At 64.2% G+C, this 17,517-nt stretch carries 11 protein-coding genes and 1 tRNA gene; 6 read left to right on the forward strand and 6 right to left on the reverse strand.

Annotated elements, in window-relative coordinates; translation table 11 throughout:
- Positions 1–144 precede the first annotated feature (144 nt).
- Together parC and AC1KVG_RS10790 are read right to left on the reverse strand one after the other, a co-directional pair.
- Entirely contained in the window at positions 145–2,388 is a 2,244-nt protein-coding gene (gene parC / locus AC1KVG_RS10785) for a DNA topoisomerase IV subunit A (protein ID WP_023903461.1), read from the reverse strand.
- A gap of 62 nt (positions 2,389–2,450) precedes the next feature.
- Positions 2,451–3,302: an AraC family transcriptional regulator gene (locus tag AC1KVG_RS10790; RefSeq protein ID WP_481094407.1), complete on the reverse strand. Its 852-nt coding sequence runs from the start codon at positions 3,300–3,302 to the stop codon at positions 2,451–2,453.
- A 123-nt stretch (positions 3,303–3,425) separates the two neighbouring features.
- On the opposite strand from AC1KVG_RS10790, the gene AC1KVG_RS10795 reads away from it, so the two are divergent.
- The 5 genes from AC1KVG_RS10795 to AC1KVG_RS10815 all read left to right on the forward strand — a co-directional run bounded on the left by AC1KVG_RS10795 (position 3,426) and on the right by AC1KVG_RS10815 (position 10,192).
- Positions 3,426–3,866, forward strand: coding sequence for a MarR family winged helix-turn-helix transcriptional regulator (locus AC1KVG_RS10795; RefSeq protein WP_006453275.1), 441 nt, complete (start codon positions 3,426–3,428; stop codon positions 3,864–3,866).
- 23 nt (positions 3,867–3,889) lie between these two features.
- Positions 3,890–5,377, forward strand: coding sequence for an AdeC/AdeK/OprM family multidrug efflux complex outer membrane factor (locus tag AC1KVG_RS10800; protein ID WP_481094516.1), 1,488 nt, complete (start codon positions 3,890–3,892; stop codon positions 5,375–5,377).
- Between the two features lie 10 nt (positions 5,378–5,387).
- Positions 5,388–6,581 carry an HlyD/EmrA/EmrK family protein gene (locus AC1KVG_RS10805; RefSeq protein WP_115038055.1) on the forward strand — a complete coding sequence of 398 codons (1,194 nt, stop codon included), beginning with the start codon at positions 5,388–5,390 and terminating at the stop codon, positions 6,579–6,581.
- A 6-nt stretch (positions 6,582–6,587) separates the two neighbouring features.
- Positions 6,588–8,168: a DHA2 family efflux MFS transporter permease subunit gene (locus AC1KVG_RS10810; protein WP_115038057.1), complete on the forward strand. Its 1,581-nt coding sequence runs from the start codon at positions 6,588–6,590 to the stop codon at positions 8,166–8,168.
- Between the two features lie 458 nt (positions 8,169–8,626).
- Positions 8,627–10,192, forward strand: coding sequence for a serine hydrolase domain-containing protein (locus tag AC1KVG_RS10815; protein WP_481094408.1), 1,566 nt, complete (start codon positions 8,627–8,629; stop codon positions 10,190–10,192).
- A gap of 29 nt (positions 10,193–10,221) precedes the next feature.
- Here the strand turns inward: AC1KVG_RS10815 and AC1KVG_RS10820 are convergent, their stop codons facing one another.
- The 4 genes from AC1KVG_RS10820 to AC1KVG_RS10835 all read right to left on the reverse strand — a co-directional run bounded on the left by AC1KVG_RS10820 (position 10,222) and on the right by AC1KVG_RS10835 (position 15,653).
- Entirely contained in the window at positions 10,222–11,091 is an 870-nt protein-coding gene (locus tag AC1KVG_RS10820) for a DUF2884 family protein (RefSeq protein WP_481094409.1), read from the reverse strand.
- 201 nt (positions 11,092–11,292) lie between these two features.
- Positions 11,293–11,379: transfer RNA gene (locus tag AC1KVG_RS10825), tRNA-Leu, on the reverse strand.
- 142 nt (positions 11,380–11,521) lie between these two features.
- Positions 11,522–13,702, reverse strand: coding sequence for a beta-glucosidase family protein (locus tag AC1KVG_RS10830; protein WP_481094517.1), 2,181 nt, complete (start codon positions 13,700–13,702; stop codon positions 11,522–11,524).
- Between the two features lie 181 nt (positions 13,703–13,883).
- On the reverse strand, positions 13,884–15,653 hold the full coding sequence (locus AC1KVG_RS10835) for a M14 family metallopeptidase (RefSeq protein ID WP_481094410.1): 1,770 nt from the start codon (positions 15,651–15,653) through the stop codon (positions 13,884–13,886).
- A 296-nt stretch (positions 15,654–15,949) separates the two neighbouring features.
- Here AC1KVG_RS10835 and AC1KVG_RS10840 point away from each other — a divergent pair, with 296 nt between their 5' ends.
- The gene (locus AC1KVG_RS10840) at positions 15,950–17,515 is read left to right on the forward strand and encodes a POT-type proton-dependent oligopeptide transporter (protein ID WP_481094411.1); all 1,566 of its coding nucleotides are present in this window, start codon (positions 15,950–15,952) and stop codon (positions 17,513–17,515) included.
- Positions 17,516–17,517 lie beyond the last annotated feature (2 nt).

Raw genomic sequence — 17,517 nt, forward strand, 5'->3', positions numbered from 1 at the left:
CCGACGCATCCGCACCGTTCGATGACCTCTCAAGACGACGCAGAGCTTGAACTTCAGCGTCGTTTGGATGTTCCAAGCCGAACTAATCGAGGGCGCGACGACAGCATCGAACGCGCCGCCGCGCGCCGCTTAGGTGAACAAGCGTTACTGCACTTCCAGCCCATCTACTTTCTGCCACCCGCGCGGCAACAACGCCCCGCGGCTCGCACGCGCGCCCACATACGTATCCAGATCCTTGAACGACAGGCTCATGGTGCGTGCTCCGCTGCGTACCAGCAGCGTGTTGCCCGGCGCCACCGCCACCACCGCCACCACGCGCTCGGTGCCGAGCTTGGCCTTGGGGATCTCGATGATCTTGTTGCCTTTGCCCTTGTCCAGCTCAGGCACATCGCTGGCCGCCACCGCCAGCAGATTGCCGGCGCTGGTGACCGCGACAATGCGATCGCTCTGCGGGTTGATCACTTGCGCCGGCGTGAGCACTTGCGCGCCGGTGGTCAGATTGAGCATCGCCTTGCCGGCCTTGTTGCGACCGGTGAGGTTTTCGAAGCGGGTGACGAAGCCATAGCCGTGCGATGAGGCCAGCACGAAGCGGGTGGCGTTGTCGGCGCTGGCCATGACCTGGAACGACGCGCCGGAAGCGGGCGAGAACCGCCCGGTCAACGGCTCGCCATTGCCTCGCGCCGAGGGAAGGGTGTGCACTGCGGTGGAGTAGGCGCGGCCTTCCGAATCCAGGAACGCCACTTGATGGGTGCTGCGGCTGCGCACTGCGGCCAGCAGGCTGTCGCCATCGCGGTAGGACATGCCGGCCGGATCCACTTCGTGGCCCTTGGCCGCGCGCACCCAGCCCTTTTCCGACAACACCACGGTCATCGGTTCGCTGGCGACCATCTCCGTTTCGTCGATCGCCTGCGCCGCGCCACGCTGCACCAGTGGCGAGCGACGTGCGTCGCCGAACTTCTTGGCATCGGCGGTCAGTTCGTCCTTGATCAGCTTCTTCAGCTTGGTCTTGCTTTCGAGAATGGCTAGGATCTGCGCGCGTTCCTTGGCGAGGGCTTCCTGCTCGCCGCGGATCTTCATTTCTTCCAGGCGCGCCAGCTGGCGCAGCTTGGTTTCCAGAATGTATTCGGCCTGTTCCTCGCTGAGTGCGAACTTGGCCATCAACACCGGCTTGGGTTCGTCCTCGCTGCGGACGATGCGGATCACTTCGTCCAGGTTGAGGAAGGCGATCAACAAGCCTTCCAACAGGTGCAGGCGGCGCTCGACCTTTTGCAGGCGATGGTTGAGGCGGCGGGTGACGGTATCGCTGCGGAAGGTCAGCCACTCGCTCAGCAACTGGCGCAGATTCTTCACCTGCGGCCGGCCATCCAGGCCGATCACATTGAGATTGACGCGGTAGCTGCGCTCAAGGTCGGTGGTGACGAACAGGTGGCCCATCAACTGCTCGGCATCGACGCGGTTGGAGCGCGGCACCAGCACTACCCGCACCGGGCTGGTGTGGTCGGATTCGTCGCGGATGTCTTCCAGCCACGGCAGCTTCTTGGCGCGCATCTGCTGGGCGATCTGCTCGATCACCTTGGACGGCGAGACCTGGTACGGCAGCGCGTCGATGACAATGTTCGCGTGTTCTTTCTTGTAGGTGGCGCGCGCACGCACGCTGCCATGGCCGGTCTCGTAGATGGCGCGCAGGTCGGCCACCGGGGTGATGATTTCGGCGGTGGTCGGGTAGTCCGGGCCGAGCACGTGCTCGCACAGTTCGGCGACCGTGGCATCGGGGTTGTCGAGCAGGCGCAGCAGCGCGCTGACGATCTCGTTGAGGTTGTGCGGCGGCACGTCGGTGGCCATGCCCACCGCAATGCCGGTGGTGCCGTTGAGCAGCAGGTGCGGCAGGCGCGCCGGCAGCCAGGTCGGCTCTTCCAGGGTGCCGTCGAAGTTGGCGGCCCAATCGGTGGTGCCTTGGCTGATTTCGCCCAGCAGCACTTCGGCGATCGGGGTCAGCTTGGATTCGGTGTAGCGCATCGCCGCGAACGACTTCGGATCGTCGGTGGAACCGAAGTTGCCCTGGCCTTCGATCAGCGGGTAACGGTACGAAAACGGCTGCGCCATCAGCACCAGCGCTTCGTAGCACGCGCTGTCGCCGTGCGGATGGTACTTACCGATCACATCGCCCACGGTGCGTGCGGATTTCTTCGGCTTGGCGGCGGCGTTCAGGCCCAGCTCGCTCATCGCGAAGATGATGCGCCGCTGCACCGGCTTCAAGCCGTCACCCAGGAACGGCAGGGCGCGGTCGAGCACCACGTACATCGAATAGTCGAGGTAGGCGCGTTCGGCGTACTCGCGCAGCGGCAGCTGCTCGAAGCCATGGAAGGTGGGGCGGGTCAGATCGGTCATTGCGAAGCCAGGTCCTACGAAAGAGGAACCCGCGCGCCAGGCGCGAGCTCGAAGAGCGCCGATTATCCGGATGCGGCGGGGGATGCCAAGCCGCGCGCGTGGCCACCGGCCAGATAACGCGTGGGCGGGGCGCCGAAATGGCGGTGGAACACGCTGACGAAAGCGCTGGGGCTGCTGTAGCCGAGCTGGTCGGCGACCTGTGCCACCGCGCTGCCCTGACTCAAGCGCCGCAGGCCTTCGGCGAGCCTGGCCTGCTGCCGCCACTGCGCGAAACTCAGCCCGGTCTCGCTGCGGAAGTGCCGGCTCAGGCTGCGCGGCGACAGCCCGCCCCAATCGGCCCAGGCATCCAGCGGGCGCGGGTCGGCGGGGGTGTCGAGCAACTGACGGGCGATGCGCAGCAGCCGGCGGTCGGCTGGCATCGGCAGGTGCAGGTGGTCGATCTGCACCTGGCACAGCTCGTCCAGCAGCACGGCGGCCAGCCGTTGCCGGGCGGCATCCAGCGGCTGGTCCAGCGGCCAGCCTGCTGCGCGCATGATGACTTCGCGCGCAAGCCCGGTCAGGCGAATCACGCCGCCCTGGGCGGGCAGGGCGGCACAGACATCCGGCCGCACCACCACGCCCCAGCCGCGCATCGGCCCGGCCAGCTCCACGGTGTGCTGCTGGCCGGGCGGCATCCAGCCGGCGCAGCCCGGCGGCAATGAGAGGGTGCCCTGTTCGGTATGCACGGTCAGCACGCCGTGCTCCACATACATCAGCTGGCCGCGCACATGCGCGTGCGGGGCGGTCTCCGGCGCCCATACCGCATGCAGATCGGCCAAAAAAGCGATCACTTCCGGACCATCGGCCCACTCGAAGCTGGCGCGCACGCCCGGAGGCAAGGCATCGACCGTCGTTGGCGGGTTTTCGATAGTCATTGGCGCAATTGTATTACCAGGCCAGGCAGACCCGCGCGTATCGTGGCGATCCTTGCAGGCGGTTTAATCCCTTTCGACATATTTGCATTGACAAATATATATTCCGGAAGAAAATAGCCGGCCATGAACGATCTCTCCTCCACCTCGCCGTCGTTCGGCTTGTTGCTGCGCCAGGTGCGCGACGCGCTGATGCGGCAGCTCGATGCCGAGATGAAGGGCGAACTGCCCGACTTCGGTTTCAGCCACTACGTCGGCTTGAAGATTCTGGCAGTGCGTTCGCCGTGTACGGCCAACGAACTGGCGCTTGCGTTGGACCAGACCCCGAGCGCGGTGACCCGGCTGCTCGACAAGCTTGAAGCGCTGGGCGCAGTGCGGCGGGAGCCGCATGCGCAAGACCGGCGCGCGCTGCAGATCGTCATGACCGAACAGGGCGTGGCCTTGTGGGAGCGCCTGAAGCTGCGCGGCGAACGCGCCATCGAGCACGGTCTGCGCGATCTGGCCGCGCCCGAGCGCGAACAACTCACCTCTCTTCTCATCCGTGTCCGCGATGCACTCAACTCATGAACGCTGCTAGTTCCTCGATCCAGATGTTGCGCCTGCGCTCAACGCGCTTTGCGCGGCCGCTTGTGCTGACCGCCTTGACGCTGGCATTGGCCGCCTGCGCCAGCAGTCGTGGTCTGGCCCCGCAAGGTGCCGTGCTGGAACCGGGCGCGCTGCATGCCGAGCGCATGCTGGCGCAAACCACCCTGAGCCCGGCGGCGTGGCCGGCCAGCGATTGGTGGCGCGCCTTGGGCGATCCGCAATTGAACGCGCTGATTGCCGAAGGCCTGCAGCGCAGCCCCAGCCTGGCGGCGGCCGATGCGCGCCTGCGCCAGGCGCAGGCAGGCATCGGCACCGCGCAGGCCGACCGCGGCCCGAGCCTGTCGGTGTCCGGTGGCTATGCCGGCGTGCAGTTGCCCGAATCGGTGGTGGGCGAGGAACGCGGCGGCAAGTTCGGCGGCAACGGCCAGGTAGTGCTGGATTTCCGCTACGGCGTGGACCTGTGGGGCGGCAAGCGCGCCGCCTGGGAAGCCGCAGTGGACCAGGCGCATGCGGCCGATGTGGATGCGCAGGCGGCACGTTTGAACCTGTCGGCGGCGATCGCCGAAGCCTATGCCCAGCTCGATTACGCGTGGCGTTTGCACGATGTGGCCAACGATGAGCTGATGCGCGCGCAGAAGACCCTGGATTTGACTCGGCAACGTCGCGGCGCCGGCATCGATAGTGAATTGCAGGTGCGTCAGTCGCAGGCACGCGTGCCGGCTGCGCAACAGCAGCTGCAATCGGCGCAGCAGCAGATCGACGAAGCGCGCACGGCGTTGGCCGCGTTGGTCGGGCAGGGCCCGGACCGCGGGCTGGATATCGCGCGCCCCACCTTGAGCAGCGCAGGCGCGCTGCAATTGCCAAGTGCATTGCCGGCCGAGTTGTTGGGTCATCGCCCCGATGTGGTCGCCGCGCGCTGGCGCGTTGAAGCGGCAGATAAAAACATTGCGGTCGCCAAGACGCGCTTCTATCCCAGCTTCAACATCACCGCGTTGGGCGGGCTGGTGAACCGGGATGTCGGCCAGTTGCTGGAAAGTGCATCGCTGTTTGGCGTGGTCGCCCCGGCCTTGAGCTTGCCGATCTTCGATGGCGGCAAGCTGCGCGCCAATCTGGCCGGCAGCGATGCGCAATACGACCTGGCGGTGGCCGACTACAACCAGAAGGTGCTCGATGCGCTGCGCGAGGTGGCCGACCAGGTCAACGCAGTGCGTTCGCTGGAGCAGCGCGCACGCTCGCAGGACGAGGCAGTGCAGACCGTCACTGCCGCCTTCGATCTCGCACAACAGCGCTACCGCGCCGGCATCGGCAGCTATCTGGAAGTGCTCAGCGTGCAGGAGCAATTGCTGCTCGCACGCCAGCGCATGGCCAGCCTGCAATCGCAACAACTGTTGGCCTCGGTGAGGTTGCAGCGCGCCTTGGGCGGCGGATTCACGCCGGAACCTGCGCGCGACACCGCACACGCCGCGACCACTTCCGCACAACCGAATTCCTGAGACAGCAACGATGAGCCAGACGACTGCAACTTCTTCCCAACCTGCGCCGGCCGCGCCCAGCAAGCGCCGTGCGGCGCTGCGCATCGTGGCCATTGTGGTGATCCTGGCGATCATCGGTCTTGTGGTGTGGTACTTCCTGGTCGGCCGCTGGCACGAAGACACCGACGACGCGTATGTGCAGGGCAACCAGGTGCAGATCACCCCGATGGTGGGCGGCACCGTGGTCAGCATCGGCGCCGAAGACGGCATGCGCGTGGAGCGCGGCCAGTTGCTGGTGCAGCTGGACCCGGCCGATACTGCCGTCGCCTTGCAGCAGGCCGAAGCCAACCTGGCCAAGACCGTGCGTCAGGTGCGCGGTCTGTATCGCAGTGTGGAAGGCGCGCAGGCCGAATTGTCCTCGCGCGAGGTCACGTTGCGCAGTGCACGCGCCGACTTCGCACGGCGTAAGGATCTGGCGGCCAGCGGCGCGATTTCCAACGAAGAACTGGCGCATGCCCGCGAAGAACTCGCTGCGGCCGAAGCGGCGGTGAGCGGTTCGCGCGAGAGCTTCGAGCGTAATCGCGCATTGGTGGATGACAGCGCGGTGGCGAATCAGCCAGACGTGCAGACGGCTGCCGCGCAGCTGCGTCAAGCTTATCTCAACCATGCGCGCACCGGTGTGATTGCGCCGGTGTCCGGTTACGTGGCGCGTCGTTCGGCGCAGCTCGGCCAGCGTGTGCAGCCCGGTAGCGTGCTGATGGCGGTGGTGCCGCTGGAGCAGGTGTGGGTGGAAGCCAATTTCAAGGAAACTCAGCTCAAGCACATGCGTCTGGGCCAGCCGGTGGAATTGCATTCGGATCTGTACGGCGGCGGCGTGAACTACACCGGCCGGATCGAAAGCCTGGGCCTGGGCACCGGCAGCGCGTTCTCGCTGTTGCCGGCGCAAAACGCCAGTGGCAACTGGATCAAGATCGTGCAGCGCGTGCCGGTGCGCATTGCGGTGGATGCCAAGCAACTGGCCGGCAATCCCTTGCGCATTGGCTTGTCGATGAAGGTCGAGGTCAATCTGCACGATCAGCAGGGCAGCGTGTTGCCGACCAAGTTCGCCAACGGCGCGGTATTTTCCACCGACGTGTATGCGCAGCAGTTGCAGGCTGCCGACGCGGATATCCAACGCATCATCCAGGACAACCTGCCCGCGCAGGCTGTTTCCAAGGCGGGCTAAGCCAGCATGTCTTCGCAAGCTCCCACCGCGCCCGGCGGCCCCTCGGCGCCTGCGCCCGCCGCCGGCTTTCGCCCGGCGAGCGTGGCGTTGTGCACCGTGGGCCTGGCGATGGCCTCGTTCATGCAGGTGCTGGACACCACCATCGCCAACGTGTCGTTGCCGACCATCGCCGGCAATCTCGGTGCCAGTTCGCAGCAGGCCACCTGGGTCATCACCTCGTTTGCGGTCAGCACCGCGATTGCCTTGCCGCTGACCGGTTGGCTGAGTCGGCGTTTTGGCGAGACCAAGTTGTTCGTGTGGTCGACACTGGCCTTCACCGTTGCTTCGTTGCTATGCGGGCTGGCCCAGAGCATGGGCATGCTGGTGGTGTCGCGTGCGCTGCAGGGATTTGTTGCCGGGCCAATGTACCCGATCACCCAGAGTCTGCTGGTGTCGATCTATCCACGCGAAAAACGCGGGCAGGCGCTCGCCTTGCTGGCGATGATCACCGTGGTGGCACCGATCGCCGGCCCGATCCTGGGCGGCTGGATCACCGACAACTACAGTTGGGAATGGATCTTTCTGATCAACGTGCCGCTAGGCATCATCGCCAGCAGCATCGTGGGTTCGCAGTTGCGCCATCGCCCCGAGCAACTTGAAAAGCCGCGCATGGATTACATCGGTCTGATCCTGCTAGTGGTTGGTGTCGGCGCGCTGCAGCTGGTGCTTGATCTGGGCAACGACGAGGATTGGTTCTCCTCCGACAAGATCGTGGTGCTGGCCTGCGTCGCTGCGGTGGCGCTGGTGATATTCGTGATCTGGGAGCTCACCGACAAGGACCCCATCGTCGATCTCAAGCTGTTCCGGCATCGCAATTTTCGCGCCGGGACATTAGCGATGGTGGTGGCGTATGCGGCGTTCTTCAGTGTGAGTCTGCTGATCCCGCAATGGCTGCAGCGCGACATGGGCTACACGGCGATCTGGGCTGGCCTGGCCACCGCGCCGATCGGCATCCTGCCGGTGCTGATGACGCCATTTGTGGGCAAGTACGCGCTGCGGTTCGATCTGCGCATGCTCGCCACCGTGGCCTTCATCTTTCTGTCGTTCACCAGCTTCCTGCGCTCCAACTTCAACCTGCAGGTGGACTTCAATCACGTGGCCACCGTGCAGTTGGTGATGGGCGTGGGCGTGGCGTTGTTCTTCATGCCGGTGCTGCAGATTCTGCTGTCGGATCTGGACGGGCGCGAGATCGCGGCAGGCTCGGGCCTTGCCACCTTCCTGCGCACCTTGGGCGGCAGCTTTGCCGCATCGTTGACCACCTATCTGTGGGCACGTCGCACCCAGGTGCACCACGCGCACATCACCGAGCACATTTCGGTGTACACGCCGGGCATGCAGGAACAGGTCGCCGCAATGGGGCAGGGCGACCTGCAACGCGGCGCGGCCTCGCTCAACAACATGATCAACCACCAGGCCTCGCAGATGGGCTTCAACGACATCTTCTACCTGCTCGGCTGGACGTTCCTGGCGATCATCTTCTTCCTGTGGCTGGCCAAACCGCCGTTTGGTGCGGGTGCCGGTGGTGCTGCGGCTGCTGGTGGGCATTGAGCGCGGGTGACAAGGGCGCAGCTGTATTACGAGCGGCTAAGAAAACGACTACACGCTTTTCTACTGCAGAGCGGATGATTTGTGAGTTGGCTGCAGGGCCCTTGCCCGCCCACCCTCGCGGGACACGCCGCAAGTACGTCCGTGTAGGCTCTTACGCGGCATCCATGCCGCGTAAGGTCCCGCGACGGTGGGCGGGCAAGGACCAGTCGAGATGGTCGGTGTGCGTAGCGCTTCTCAAAGCAACCAGCAAACCGTTTGGAGCGGTGAGGGCATCGCGGCCTTGACCGACGCCGTATTTGACGTGGCTTCTGACTGCATCCAATGAAAGGCAGCTGACAAAACCACTGTGCTCACCCACCACTAGTCGGTCGCTCGCTAAGGTTTGTGAGCCGCTCTAATAATCGTGCTGTGCCTGTCAACACCCACTAGACTGACGCTCTCCAAGTGGGAGCAGTCCAATGGCAGTGACGCCTTCTAAGACCGGTTTACCGCAGTCCTTCTGCCTCATGGATGCGATGCAGCGCCAAGGCAGGCTCACGCTGGATCAAGAGGTCCATCGTCATCGTGAGTTACAACCTGCAGCGACGGCGATGGGACGTCTGTTGCAGACTGTGCTCCTTCTGTCGCTGTGTTTGCCGTTGATCGCGGCGGCCGATGCATTGGCCGACAACGTAATGCAGCAGATGCAGCTCAATCGGCAGCGCTACGGCATCGTGGGTCAGGCCGTGTACGTCGCCCACAACGGGAAGCTGCTGTTTCGCGGTGGCGATGGGCTTGCCGATCTCGATAGCCAACAGCCGGTCACGCGCGAGCAGATCTTTCCAGTGTTCTCGGTAAGCAAGCTGTTGGTCAGCACGCTGATCATGCAGCTGGTCGAAGCTGACCAGATCGATCTGGATCGACCTGCACGGGTCTACTTGCCAGAGTTGCCGCAGCGCTGGAACAAGATCACGGTGCGCCAGCTACTCAACCACACCTCCGGGTTGCCCGAGTACTTTACCCAGGAGCAAATGAGCGGCTCGCCGGAGGCCAACGCATCGTTTCCTGCAACTGCGCACGCCGTCCTTGCGGCGCTGGGCAGGCAACCGTTGCTCTTTCCACCCGGCAGCGACACGCGCTACATCAACACCAATTATCTGGTGCTGTCGCAGCTGCTCCAGGCGCATTACCGCAAGCCGTATTCGCAGATCGTGTCCGAGCGGATCATCGAGCCGTTACAGCTGGCGCATACCTTCCTCGGACGCTCCCGATTACCGGCTGATGAGGTGGTCAGTGCTTACGTTGGCAAAGACGGAACGCTGCAGAAACAGCCAGAGATCGCCTGGCCCGATTACGCCCTCGGGCATGCCGAGCTGTACACCGGCATCGACGATCTGGCCATCTTCATGGACGCGATACGTACCGGGAAATTAGTCGGCAAGGCAACGCTGCAACAGCTCTGGCAACCGCAGGTGTTGCCCAACGGACGGCGTGGCTGGTTTGCCAGCGGCTGGGAGCGTGGGGCAAGTGATGCCTACCAGTATGTTGGTCATGATGGCGGCGCGATGGTGAGAGTGCGGCTGCTGTTCGCCGGTTCTCTGGATGACGATGGCTACACCATCCTTTACCTGACCAATGGCAGCGCGCGTGGTGTGTGGTCCAGGGTGCTGGTCGACAGCATCATGGCCACCATCGCGCCACAGACTTTTCCTGCCGAAGCCGTGTCGGAGAAGCTCATTGCCTTTGCGCTGCAGTCGCCTGTCGATCACGACACGCAGCTGGTGGCTGATGCGCTGCGTGCCGACAACAGCATCCCCCTGAATCAACTCGAGGCTGTGGTCAACACGACGGGCTACACCGTTCTGTCCAATCTCGGCGCAGAAGCGGCGATTCGTGTGTTTGCACTGAATGTGCTGCTGTTTCCAACGTCCAGCAATGCGCTGGACAGCCTTGCCGAGGCATATGAGGCAAATGGGGATCTCATCCGTTCGAGCGCCATCAGGCAGACCATCAAGAGCATATCTGCCACGCCTGGCAATCAATGATGTGCCTGAGCCGATTGCGTAAGACATCATCAGTTCGTTATCGGTTGCACTTCGATTGCCTTGTCCGGCGGTGCGTCGCCGTTGTCGGATGGGGATCCTGAATTCCCGGTGTCATTGCGCGACTTGTATTGCTGCAGCGGTGCAAGCATTTGCAGCGGCTTGCCTTGATAGCGGAACTCAAGCGCGTCTTGTAACTGGTGCAATGCTTGCACGTGTGTGCAAAGCGCGTTTGCGTTGGCCTCGATGGTGGATGCTTGGGCGTCGAGCCTTGCATCCAGTTGGCCTTCCATCTGCTGGGCGCGTTTGTCGATTCCGTCCGAGCGCCCAGTGACGATCTGCCAGAGCATATGGCGCGCGATGCTGCCTTTGAACTCTTCGGCTTCATGTTCGACGTAGTTCGCGAAGTTGCCGCCGAATGCCTTCTGATCCCAACGCCCTTTGCCCAGAGTGCCATCGACATAGGCGCTTGCGCGTTTGCGCAGCCTCTCGATCTTGCGGGCATTGAGCGCGCTGCCTGTCATGACCTCGATGACACCGCCGAGTGCGTCGTAACTGAGGTCGATCACGTCGTGCGCAATGCCGGCGACCTGCGGCATCAGTGCGCGGGTCTGCTGCTCCATCTCCCACAAGCGTCGTGCATCGGCCGCACTGATCTGCTGCACCTTGTGGTCGATGCTCAGTCCGCCGCCGTGGAAGAAAATTTCGCGCGGCCAATCGCTGTCGCGGTAAAGCCAGATACCGCCGCTGTCGGCGAGCACATTGAACGGCGTGCTGAGACCGCATTGGTGCGAAGACACATGCGCGCGATGGCGAGGAGCATCGTGCTTGTCGGTCTGGTCTGCCCGTGCATTCGGGCTGAAAACGGCAGCTAGCAAGGCAAGCCAGAGGAGGGTGCGCATGGAGCGTGCTGCGGTCGTGAGGGCGTCAAGCATCGTCGCCAAAGCCGCAACAGGTGGTCGCGTGTCGAAAGTCACTGCCAGCGCAGTCCTGGCGCTGCCTATCGGCATGCTCAGCAATGCCGACAGACCATCGTCCAATCGTATGGACCAAACGCAAAAAACCCCGCCCGAGCGAGGTTTTTTACGATCTACCGTGAGTCGTGGTGCCCAGGAGAGGACTCGAACCTCCACGAAGTTGCCCCCGCTAGCACCTGAAGCTAGTGCGTCTACCAATTCCGCCACCTGGGCGACTCAGGAGGCGAATTGTGCAAGTTGCGCATGAAGCTGTCAACGCATCTCGCACAATTTTTTCCTGATCGCTGGCGCCTGCCGGCGACGTGAGAAGACGGCGTGGCGGACGCGCGCAATGCACGCCCGCCGCGACGCCGGATTACGGCAGTTGCGCCGCCTGCAACGTGACCTCCGCACTCTGCACCGGTTCGCTTGCCGAACGCGCCAACTGCACGCGGTAGGTGCCGGCCGCGATGTTCCAGTGACGTGCCTTGGCATCGAAGTCGGCCAGCGTCTTGGGTTCAGCGATCACCTGCACGTTGCGCTTTTCGCCAGGCTTGAGCGTGAGCTTCTGCCAGCCGATCAGGCGCAGTGGGGTGGCGTGGCCGTCGGGCAAGGTGACGTAGAGCTGCGGCACGGCGGCGCCTTCGCGCGGGCCGATGTTTTCCACTTCGAAGGTCGCCGTGAGCTTGCTGCCGTTGGCCTCCACGCGCAGCTCGCCCATGCGGAACTGGGTGTACGACAGGCCGTGGCCGAACGGGTAACGCGGGGTCAGCTTGCGCGCGGCGAACCACTTGTAGCCGACATTGGCACCTTCGATGGCGTAGTCGATGCTGTCTTCGCCCGGCTTGGCCGGCTTGAAGCCCAGGCCCGGAATCGACGGGCGCGGCAGCTGCGATTCGTCCACCGGCCAGGTCACCGGCAGATGGCCGGACGGATTGACGGCGCCTGTCAGCAGGTTGGCGATCGCCTCGCCTCCGCCGATACCCGGATACCACGCCTGCAACACCGCCGGCACGCGTTCGGCCCACGGCATGCGCACCGGGCCGTTGGTTTCCAGCACCACGGTGGTCTTGGGGTTGGCCTTGGCCACCGCTTCGATCAGTGCGTCCTGGTTGTCGGGCAGTTGCATGTCCGGCAGGTCCACCGATTCGGCTGCCCATTGGGTGGCGAACACGATGGCCACATCGGCGGCCTTGGCCGCGCGTGCTGCGGCAGCGCGGTCCTTGCCGTCGACATAATCGATCTGCACATTCGGCAATGCGGCGCGCAGCGCCTGCAACGGCGAGGACGGATGGATGATCACCGGGCCGGGCCAGGTGGTCGGGGTGAGGCCGGGCACCGCGTTGCCGCCGTTGATGGTGTAGTCCACCCGCGAGGAACCGCCGCCGGACATCACGCCCTTGTCGGCGTACCCACCGATCACCGCGATGCGGCGCACATCCTTGGACAACGGCAGGGTCGCCTGCTCGTTACGCAGCAGCACGCTGCCTTCTTCGGCGACATGTTGCGCGGCCAGCAGCCCGGCCTTGCCATCGATCGGCTGGCGCTGGGTTGGGTGATCGAACGCGCCATGCGCGAACAGGCTGCGCAGCACGCGCTTGACCATATCGTCGAAGCGCGCGCGCGGCACCACGCCGGCCGACACCGCCATGCGCAACGGGGCATCGAAGAACACTGCCGCATCGAATACTTCGCCGGCCGATTGCTGATCCAGCCCGGCCAACGCCGCCTTGGAGCCGCTGTGCACGCCGCCCCAATCGGACATCACGTAGCCGGGGTATTTCCATTCCTGCTTGAGCACCTGGTTGAGCAGGTAATCGTGCTCGCAGCCGTAGATACCGTTGATCTTGTTGTAGGAGCACATCACCGATGCGGGGTCGCCGATCTTCAATGCGATCTCGAACGCCAGCAGGTCCGATTCGTGCATCGCCTGCTCGCCGATCTCGGCGCTATGGAAGTTGCGCCGCGTTTCCATATCGTTGAGCGCGAAGTGCTTCATCGTCGACAGCACGTGCTCGCTCTGCACGCCGCGAATCGATTCGCCGACCATGGTGCCGGCCAGCAGCGGGTCTTCGCCGGCATATTCGAAATTGCGCCCGTTGCGCGGGTCGCGCTGCAGGTTGACGCTGCCGGCCAGCAAGACATTGAAGCCTTGCTGCCAGGATTCGCGGCCCATGGTCTTGCCGCCGGCATAGGCCAGCTGCGGATTCCAGCTCGATGCCGTGGACGGGCCGGATGGCATCGCAGTGGCGAAGTCGCCCTTGCGAATGCCGCCCGGATTGGTCACGCCCACGCCAGCGTCGGCCAGCTGCTGCGCCGGGATGCCCAGGCGCGGGATGCCGGGCACGTAGCCGGCCGAGCCCAGCGCGCCTTCGGGCTTGGGAATCTTGTCGGTGCCCAGGCCGAAGTAGCTGCGCAGCATCTGGAATTTTTCGTCTTCGCTCATCTGCGCCAGCAGGCGGTCGGCGCGCTGGTCCGCAGTCAACGCGGTGTCCATCCACGGCTGCGCTGCAGCGGCGGGTTGTGCGCTGAGCGGGGCGGCAAACGCGACGCTCATGCCGAGTGCAATGGCGAGCGCGAGACGGCGCGGCGTGGCGCGTGTAAACGTTTTCATATCGGGGTGTGGCACGTGGTGGTCCTTGTGGTGCGGTTGCAATCAGGGGAGGGCACCGCAGTGCCCAAGTTCGAATGGCGCGCGTGCGCGCCGAGTCAGGGGGTTGCCGTAATCGAGCGCGGTATCAGAACTGCGTCTGTGCCGTGCGCAACACCGGATACAAGCGATAGCGCTCGTCCCAGGAGGAATGCAGGCGGGCGAAGAATTCCAGCCTTGCCTTCGGGTCGGCGGCGAAGGCGGCATCGCTGGCCAGGCGTTGTTCGAATTGCGCCTTCACTGCCGGGTCGCGTTCGAGCATGTCGCGGGCGACATCCTCGGCGACGTAGTCCTCCATGTATTCCTTGCGCTCGAATGCGGTGTTGAACAAACCCCACTGCAGCAGCGAATCTGGCGCCTGCGGTTCCAGCATCGCCATCACCAGGCGCGACCTGGCCTGGGCGATCGGGACGAACAACGAGCCGGCCGGTACGCTGCGGGTTTCATCGCGCCACTGCCCGGTGATCTCCAGGTTCTGATGGCCTTCATTGGAGCGTGCGGCAAACGTTGCCTTGTCGGCCCGGAAGCTCTGCACCGGATACGCGCCTGCAGTGGCGATGGTGTCGAAGGCGATGCCGTGCAGGCGTAGTTTTTCCGCCACCAGCGCGGCCTGCGCGGCAGGCACCAGATAGCCGCCGCGTGGCGCATCGATCACCACGTCGGGGGTGATCTGATCGCGTAACGGCACCTTCCAGATCTGCGGTTTGGTCTCGTCGTAGCGCGTCATCAACGCGCCGGAAATCGGCGAAGGCGTGCGCGTGTAGGCGTAGCCGCGGAAGGCAACAGTGCGTGCGGCCGGGCCGGCAGCGAAGCTCAACGGCTCCATTTCGCCAGCCAGTTTGGTGGCACGCTGATCGGCCGCCAGCGCATCGGCGCGCCACTTCGCACCGTTGCGCGCGGTCTGCTGCAGCACTGACACGATCGCGTTGCGGGTGACGCGCACACGCACCGGGTAGGTCTTCCACGAATGCGTTTCCACCAGCATGCCGAAGCGGTTGCGCAGTAGGAAATAGCCATGCGAAAAACGCGGCGGCGACACGTCGTCGGCAAAGCCGGAGGTCGGGTCGTCTTCGTGCACGAACGAGGGGTAATACGGCAGCGGCAGCGAGCCCTGTTTGGCCAGATCGGCAATCACCGCATCGCGCCAGCGCGTACCGTCGCGTTGCAGCATGGCATCGCCGGCATGCACCGGCTCCACCTGCACCGAGACATCGTGTTCGAACTTGGCGCCATCGGTGACATGCAGGTCCACATACATCAACGGATCCCACTGCTGCACCAGCCGCAGCATCGCCTGCATTTCGGGCGCGTCGGCCTTGAGGTAGTCGCGATTGAGATTGAGGTTCTGCGCGGTGGTGCGCCAGCCCATCTGTTCGGGGCCGCGTTGATTGGGGCGGTTCCAGGCGCCGAAGCGTTCGTGTCCGTCGACGTTGAACACCGGCACGAATACCCAGACCAGTTTGTCGAGCACGCCTTTGCCGGTTTTGCCGTCCAGCAATTCGCGCAGTGCCAGAAAGCCCGCATCTTTGCCGTCGATCTCTCCAGCATGGATGCCGCCTTGCACCAGCACCACCGGCAACTTGCGCTGCGCGGCACTGGCCGCATCCAGCGCGCCGCTGGTGGAGACGATCAGCGCCTTCATCAGCCGGCCTTCCGGGGTGGTGCCGAACTCGATGCAGCGCACCGCCTGCGGGTAGCGCTGGGCGAAGGCATCGCACAGTGCGATGACTTCATCGTAGCGTCCGGTTTGCGCAAAGCCGCTGCGCTCGGCCTGGGTGGTCAGCGGTTCGGCGGCCAGTGCGGCGGGGGCGGTGGTCAGCAGCAACAGGCTCAGGGCCAGGCGGGTGAAGCGGGGCATCCAGCGGTCCAGTGTTCCAGGAAAACGTTTGCAATGTAGCCGAGCCGGCGCAGCAGGCCAATCTGCACTGCGTCATGACTTGTGCGTGATCGGCTTGGCGGCGGGGTTTCGATACGTGTTTTTCAGCATGCGCCTGGCCGGACGACTTTCCGAACCGAGCCACGACCGTAGCAACGGCCGCAGCGGGGTCGACGCATGCAACGTCCTACACCGATGCCTTATCCAATGGTCGCGATGGCGGCCAACCCGCAGCCGCCGGTACGATAGCGCGTGTTTTCTGCTCGACCGGACTGCCTTTGACCACTACCACCTTGCCGGGCTCTACTGCCGGGGCGCGGCTGCCGCGCCAGATTCCTTTCATCATCGGCAACGAGGCCTGCGAGCGTTTCAGCTTCTACGGGATGCGCAACATCCTGGTGCAGTTCCTGATCACCTCGCTGCTGTTGCAGGAAGTCGGCGGGCCCGGCCGTGAGGCCGAGGCCAAGCACATCCTGCACAGCTTCATGATCGGGGTGTTTTTCTTTCCGCTGCTCGGTGGCTGGTTGGCCGATCGCTTCTTCGGCAAATACAACACCATTGTGTGGTTCAGCCTGGTGTACTGCGCCGGCCATGCGTGCCTGGCGCTGTTCGAAGGCAGCCGCAACGGATTTTTCGTCGGGCTGGGGCTGATCGCATTGGGTGCGGGCGGCATCAAGCCGCTGGTGGCCTCGTTCATGGGCGACCAGTTCGACCAGTCCAACAAGCACCGGGCCAAGGTGGTCTTCGACGCCTTTTACTGGATCATCAACTTCGGCTCGTTGTTCGCTTCGTTGTTGATTCCGCTGGCGCTGAAACATCTGGGCCCGGCGTGGGCGTTCGGCATTCCCGGCATACTGATGTTCGTGGCCACGCTGGTGTTCTGGCTGGGCCGCAAGCGTTACGTGCGGGTGCCGCTGCCACCGAAGGATCCGCATGGCTTCGGTGCGGTGATGCGCACCGCTTTGCTGGCGCATGCGCCGGGGCAGGGCCGTCCCGGCCTGATGCTGGCAGTGGTGTCGGTACTGCTGGCGCTGGCCTGCTTCGCGCTGGTCGAACAGCTCGGCATCGTCATCTGCCTGTGCATGGCGCTGGTGTTGCTGCTGGCGGGCATCGGTGGCGGCACCTGGTGGCAGCTGGAGCGTGCACGCGGTATCCATCCCGATACCGCGGTCGAAGGCGTGCGTGCGTTGCTGCGGGTGCTGGTGATCTTCGCGCTGGTGACGCCGTTCTTCTCGCTGTTCGACCAGAAGGCCTCGACCTGGGTGCTGCAGGGACGCGAGATGACGATGCCGGCCTGGTTCACCGCCTCGCAGATGCAGGCGCTCAATCCGCTGCTGGTGATGCTGCTGATTCCGTTCAACAATCTGGTGTTGTATCCGCTATTGCGCCGTGGCGGCTGGGAGCCGACAGCGCTGCGGCGCATGACCTGCGGCATCGCCTTCAGCGGCCTGGCCTGGATCGCGGTCGGCGCCATCCAGATCGGCATGGATGGTGGCGAGCCGATGCATATCGCCTGGCAGATTCTGCCGTACGCGCTGCTGACTTTTGGCGAGGTGCTGGTGTCGGCCACCGGTATCGAATTCGCTTATAGCCAGGCGCCGCCGTCGATGAAGGGCGTGGTGATGAGCTTCTGGTACCTGACCACCACGGTGGGCAATCTCTGGGTGCTGTTGTCGAACGTGGCGGTGCGCAACGAGACGGTGACCGCGCATATCGCCGATACTGGACTCAGCGAAGCGGCATTTTTGATGTTCTTCTTCGCGGCCTTCGCGTTTCTGGCGGCACTGGCCTTCGGCCTGTACGCACGCCGGTATCGCATGGTCGACAATTACCGTTCTGCCTGAGG

The organism is Xanthomonas sp. NCPPB 3959 (assembly GCF_056675575.1).

Bases quoted from the DNA above. Each gene is read 5' to 3' on its own strand.
- parC (WP_023903461.1), bottom strand. From the start codon at position 2,388: ATGACCGATCTGACCCGCCCCACCTTCCATGGCTTCGAGCAGCTGCCG.
- AC1KVG_RS10790 (WP_481094407.1), bottom strand. From the start codon at position 3,302: ATGACTATCGAAAACCCGCCAACGACGGTCGATGCCTTGCCTCCGGGC.
- AC1KVG_RS10795 (WP_006453275.1), top strand. From the start codon at position 3,426: ATGAACGATCTCTCCTCCACCTCGCCGTCGTTCGGCTTGTTGCTGCGC.
- AC1KVG_RS10800 (WP_481094516.1), top strand. From the start codon at position 3,890: ATGTTGCGCCTGCGCTCAACGCGCTTTGCGCGGCCGCTTGTGCTGACC.
- AC1KVG_RS10805 (WP_115038055.1), top strand. From the start codon at position 5,388: ATGAGCCAGACGACTGCAACTTCTTCCCAACCTGCGCCGGCCGCGCCC.
- AC1KVG_RS10810 (WP_115038057.1), top strand. From the start codon at position 6,588: ATGTCTTCGCAAGCTCCCACCGCGCCCGGCGGCCCCTCGGCGCCTGCG.
- AC1KVG_RS10815 (WP_481094408.1), top strand. From the start codon at position 8,627: ATGGCAGTGACGCCTTCTAAGACCGGTTTACCGCAGTCCTTCTGCCTC.
- AC1KVG_RS10820 (WP_481094409.1), bottom strand. From the start codon at position 11,091: ATGCGCACCCTCCTCTGGCTTGCCTTGCTAGCTGCCGTTTTCAGCCCG.
- AC1KVG_RS10830 (WP_481094517.1), bottom strand. From the start codon at position 13,702: ATGAGCGTCGCGTTTGCCGCCCCGCTCAGCGCACAACCCGCCGCTGCA.
- AC1KVG_RS10835 (WP_481094410.1), bottom strand. From the start codon at position 15,653: ATGCCCCGCTTCACCCGCCTGGCCCTGAGCCTGTTGCTGCTGACCACC.